The organism is Bordetella petrii, assembly GCF_020991325.1.
Lineage (GTDB): Bacteria > Pseudomonadota > Gammaproteobacteria > Burkholderiales > Burkholderiaceae_B > Bordetella_A > Bordetella_A petrii_E.
This window is the reverse complement of record NZ_JAJMLX010000328.1, coordinates 1-4,598: the sequence shown is the minus strand read 5'-3', so window position 1 is coordinate 4,598 and position 4,598 is coordinate 1. Positions and strand designations below refer to the sequence as shown.

The following is a 4,598-nucleotide window of genomic DNA, read 5'->3' as shown; positions in this document are numbered from 1 at the left end:
CGCGCGCTTGCGCCGCACGCGCGACGTGGTCATCGCCGCCGTCGCCGGCACGTCCATCGCGGCGCTGGCCTATGCCATCCTGACACGTCCGCCCGGCCGCACGATTTCCTCGTACTTCGTCGACAACGCTTTGCCCGAGGGTGGCGGCACCAATGTGGTCAATGTGATCCTGGTCGATTTCCGCGGCTTCGATACCTTCGGGGAAATCACGGTGGTGGGCATCGTCGCGCTGACGGTCTACGCTTTGCTGCGCCGGTTTCGGCCGCCACCCGAAAGCGCCGAGATGCCGCACCAACAGCGCGGCGAAGCCATCACGGTGGCGCCCGATATCCACGCCTTGCTGCCCGATAATGCCATCGCCCTCCCGGCCGTGCTGGTGCGCCTGGTGCTGCCCATCGCGGCCCTGGCGTCGGCCTACCTGCTGCTGCGCGGCCACAATCTGCCGGGCGGCGGGTTCGTCGGCGGGCTGGTCATGGCCACGGCGGTCATCCTGCAGTACATGGTAGGCGGCGTTTACTGGGTGGAATCGCGCAGCCGCCTGAATCCGCAGCACTGGATAGGCATGGGCCTGCTGTGCGCGGGCGCCGCCGCCGCATCGGTGTGGCTGGCTTCGCGTCCGTTCCTGTCGGCCATGGCCTGGGACCTGGCCATTCCGCTGATCGGCCACATCCACCTTTCCAGCGTGCTGGTGTTCGACCTGGGCGTGTACATGCTCGTGGTGGGCGGCACCGTGCTGGTACTGGTGGCGCTGGCTCACCAATCGCTGCGTGCGCAACGCAAGGCCGCCGCCGATGCGCAGGCGGCGGCACAATCCGGGGGTACCGCCTGATGGAATTGATTTACGCAGCCGCAATCGGCGTGCTGGCCGGATCGGGAATCTGGCTGATCCTGCGCCCGCGCACCTTCCAGGTCATCATGGGCCTGACGCTGGTGTCCTATGCCGTGAACCTGTTCATTTTCGGCATGGGCCGCCTTACCGTGGGACGGCCGCCCGTCATCGACCCCGACGTCTCGCCCGATCCCGCCCTGATGGCCGACCCGCTGCCGCAGGCCCTGGTGCTGACGGCCATCGTCATCGGTTTTGCCACCACCGCCTTGTTCCTGGTGGTGCTGCTGGCCTCGCGCGGCCTGACCGGCACCGACCACGTCGATGGCAGGGAGTCGGAATCTTGATCGACTGGCTGCAACACGCTCCTGTTTATCCCATAGCCGTTCCGCTGCTGGCGGGGGCGGCGATGCTGCTGCTGGCCGATACCAGCCGCAAGCTGCGCGCCGCCATCGCCGCCGTGTCCTGCCTGGCGCAACTGGCCGCCGCCATCACGCTGCTGGCGCTGGCCGCCGGGGCAGGCAACCATTGGCCCGGCGGCGTGGGCGTCTATCTGCTGGGCGACTGGCCCGCGCCATTCGGCATCGTGCTGGTGGTGGACAGGCTGGCGGCCATCATGCTGGCGCTGACCGCCGTGCTGGGCCTGGCCACGCTGGTGTATTCGCTGGCACGCTGGGACAGGCTGGGCGTGCATTTCCATTCACTGTTCCAGTTCCTGCTCATGGGCCTGAACGGCGCCTTCCTCACCGGCGACCTGTTCAACCTGTTCGTCTTCTTCGAAGTGCTGCTGGCCGCGTCGTACGGCCTGATGCTGCACGGGTCGGGCGTGGCGCGCGTCAGCGCCGGCCTGCAATACATTGCCGTCAACCTGGTGGCGTCGTTCCTGCTGTTGATCAGCATCGCCCTCATTTATGGCGTCACCGGCACCCTGAACCTGGCCGACCTGGCCGTGCGGGCAGGCACGCTGCAGGGCAGCGAGCGCCTGTTGTTCGAAGCCGGTGCCGCGGTGCTGGGGGTGGCATTCCTGGTGAAGGCGGGCGCCTGGCCGCTGAATTTCTGGCTGGTGCGCGGTTACGGATCGGCCAGCGCGCCGGTCGCGGCGGTGTTTTCCATCATGACCAAGGTGGGCATCTACGCCTTGCTGCGCATTGGCTCGCTGCTGCTGCCCACGGGCGCTCCGGCGGCTTTCAGCCTGGACTGGATGTTCGCGGCCGGCCTGGCCACCCTGGTGTTCGGCGCGATCGGGCTGCTGGCCACGCAGCAGCTTGAGCAAATGGTGGGGTACTGCGTCATCATCTCCGCCGGCACTCTGCTGACGGCGCTGGGCATGCCGGGAGTCACCCTGACCGGGCCGGCGCTGTTCTACCTGCTAAGTTCCGTGCTGACCACCGGCGCGTTCTTCATGCTGGTCGAACTGATCGAGCGCACCCGCACTTTCGGGGCCAACGTGCTGGCCGTCACCATGGACATGTTCGACCTGGACGACCCCGAAACGCCCAACCGCTCCGACGACGTGGTGGGCGTGGCCATTCCGGCCGCCATGGCCTTCCTGGGGCTGGCGTTCGTGTCGTGCGCGCTGCTGGTCACGGGCCTGCCGCCGCTGTCGGGTTTCGTGGCCAAGTTCTCGCTGTTGTCGGCGGCCGTTACCACCGCCAATGCCTCGGTGCAGCCCGCCAGCGCCTGGGTGCTGGTGGCGGCGGTGCTGGTGTCGGGCCTGGCGGGCATCGTGGCCTTCGGGCGGGCGGGCATGCGTATTTTCTGGAGCGCCGATGAACGCACCACGCCCCGGCTGCGCATCAGCGAAGCCGGGCCGGTGGGCGTGCTGATCCTGCTGTGCGTGGGGCTGGCGGCAGGGGCGGGGCCCGTGTCCGCCTACCTGGACGAAGCCGCCAAGACCCTGGACCAGCCGGCCGTGTATATCGACGCGGTGTTGTCGGCCAATACGGTCCGCCCCCTGGGAGCCCGATGATGCGGCGCCTGTACAAACTGCTGCTGCCGCTGATGCTGCTGGCCCTGTGGCTGGTGTTGAACGAATCGTTATCGCCCGGGCAGGTGGCCCTGGGCGCGGTGTTGGCGTTGTGGCTGGGCTTCGCATCCAGCCGCCTGCGGCCTTTGCGCAGCCGGCCTCACAAGCTGTGGCTGCTGCCCGGCCTGGCCTGGCGCGTTGGGGTCGACATCCTGCGCTCGAACATCGCGGTCGGCAAGCTGATCCTGTCGCCACGGCGTGATTTCTCGCCGGGCTATGTGCACATTCCGCTCGAATTGCGCGATCCGCATGGCCGGGCGCTGCTGGGCTGCTTTCTTACCTACACCCCGGGAACGGTCTGGGTGGATGTGTCGGACAACATCCTGACACTGCATGTGCTCGATCTCGAGAACGAGCAAGCCTGGATCGACCTGGTGAAGCAGCGCTACGAGCGCACCCTGATGGAGATTTTCGAATGAACCTCGTCCTGTTCTGGGCCGCGTCATTCGCCTTGCTGTGCTTCATGCTGGGCATGGCCTGCGCGACCGTGCGGCTGGTGCGCGGGCCCACCGCGCAAGACCGCGTGCTGGGCCTGGATGCCTTCTACATCAATGGCATGCTGGCCATGCTGGCTTTCGGCATACGGTCGGGCACCCCGGTGTACTTCGACGTGGCCCTGCTGATTGCGCTGTTCGGCTTCGTGGGCTCCACGGCGATGGCCAAGTTCCTGCTGCGCGGCGAGGTGATCGAGCCATGAATATCGACATCCCGCTGTGGGCCGGAATCCCCGCCAGCATCCTGCTGGTGGCAGGCGGCCTGCTGGCCCTGGTGGGGTCCGCCGGACTGCTGCGCTTCAATAACTTCTTCTGCCGCATCCATGCTCCCACGCTGGGCAACACAATGGGCGCCAGCTGCGTGCTGCTGGCGTCCATCCTGGTGTTCTCGGCGCTGCAAAGCCGCCTGGTGGTGCACGAGATCCTGATTACGCTGTTGTTGCTGATCACGTCGCCCATCACGGCCATGCTGCTGATGCGCGCGGCGGTATACCGCGGCAAGCGCAAACAGGCGCCAAGCGCCGCACCCGGTGCCGGGGAATCGTATCCGGGCACTACGCCGCCACCTGCTGGTAACGACAAGACGGATTTGTAACATCTGCATGCTTCATCGGCACGGGCTTTCCCTTACCGTAAAAGAACCGGCCGCGCGTCTTGCGCGCGCCGCAGCCTCAAGGAGCAAAAGATGAACAAGCGACCTATGCGGAAACTGTATTGCGCCCTGGTGCTGGGCGCCGCCGGCGCAACCGGCTTCGTGGCGGCCCAGGCCGCTGGCACGGCGACGTCTGGCTCCATCCAGTCCCAGTACCAGCACGATGTGCAGCGCTGCAATAGCGGCCAGACCAACCAGGACCGCGCCACCTGCCTGCAGGAAGCTGGCGCCGCCCGTGAAGAGGCCGCGCGCAACCGCCTGGATAACAACCAGTCGGCCAACTACGACACCAATGCCACGGCGCGCTGCGGCAAGCTGCCGGCCGCCCAGCAGCAAGACTGCCTGCGCCAGATGGCCGCGCCCACCAGCGTGAAGGGCAGTGTCGAAAGCGGCGGGGTGTTGCGCGAAACCGTGATTCCCGTGCCGGCGCAGCCTTCCGGCGCCGCTCCCGGCACGGCGGCCCCCGGCGCGTGCGCCTGGGCCAGTTCCTGCGTGACGCGCAGGAAGTGGTCCACATCCCCGGCCGTATGGCAGTGCAGCGGCGACACGCGCACGGCGCCCTGCAGGCCGAACGATTCCAGCATGCGGCGCGAGGAGATG

At 67.3% G+C, this 4,598-nt stretch carries 6 protein-coding genes and 1 pseudogene; all 7 read left to right on the top strand.

The genetic code is table 11. The features are described from left to right. Window positions 1-829, top strand: an 829-nt coding sequence (gene mbhE / locus LPZ50_RS22090) for a hydrogen gas-evolving membrane-bound hydrogenase subunit E (RefSeq protein WP_329957692.1), incomplete at its 5' end; no start/stop codon positions are given. Continuing rightward, window positions 829-1,173, top strand: coding sequence for a Na+/H+ antiporter subunit C (locus LPZ50_RS22085; RefSeq protein WP_230664974.1), 345 nt, complete (start codon window positions 829-831; stop codon window positions 1,171-1,173). The genes mbhE and LPZ50_RS22085, both read left to right, overlap by 1 nt. Beyond that, window positions 1,170-2,795, top strand: a complete 1,626-nt coding sequence (locus tag LPZ50_RS22080) for a monovalent cation/H+ antiporter subunit D (RefSeq protein ID WP_230664972.1) — start codon at window positions 1,170-1,172, stop codon at window positions 2,793-2,795. The genes LPZ50_RS22085 and LPZ50_RS22080 overlap by 4 nt, the downstream gene beginning before the upstream one ends. Next, a complete protein-coding gene (locus LPZ50_RS22075) occupies window positions 2,792-3,271 on the top strand; it encodes a Na+/H+ antiporter subunit E (RefSeq protein ID WP_230664970.1) in 480 nt (159 codons plus the stop codon). The genes LPZ50_RS22080 and LPZ50_RS22075 overlap by 4 nt, the downstream gene beginning before the upstream one ends. Beyond that, entirely contained in the window at window positions 3,268-3,549 is a 282-nt protein-coding gene (locus LPZ50_RS22070) for a K+/H+ antiporter subunit F (protein WP_230664968.1), read from the top strand. Before LPZ50_RS22075 ends, LPZ50_RS22070 begins: the two co-directional genes overlap by 4 nt. Continuing rightward, window positions 3,546-3,851: pseudogene (mnhG, locus tag LPZ50_RS22065) on the top strand (monovalent cation/H(+) antiporter subunit G); the annotation flags it as partial. The gene LPZ50_RS22070 and the pseudogene mnhG, both read left to right, overlap by 4 nt. 180 nt (window positions 3,852-4,031) lie before the next feature. Further along, the coding region (locus LPZ50_RS22060) for a hypothetical protein (RefSeq protein WP_230664976.1) at window positions 4,032-4,598 on the top strand (567 nt) is incomplete at its 3' end.

What these genes read in the sequence shown, in the direction of transcription:
- LPZ50_RS22085 (WP_230664974.1), top strand. Translation starts at nt 829, where the DNA reads ATGGAATTGATTTACGCAGCCGCAATCGGCGTGCTGGCCGGATCGGGA.
- LPZ50_RS22075 (WP_230664970.1), top strand. Translation starts at nt 2,792, where the DNA reads ATGATGCGGCGCCTGTACAAACTGCTGCTGCCGCTGATGCTGCTGGCC.
- LPZ50_RS22070 (WP_230664968.1), top strand. Translation starts at nt 3,268, where the DNA reads ATGAACCTCGTCCTGTTCTGGGCCGCGTCATTCGCCTTGCTGTGCTTC.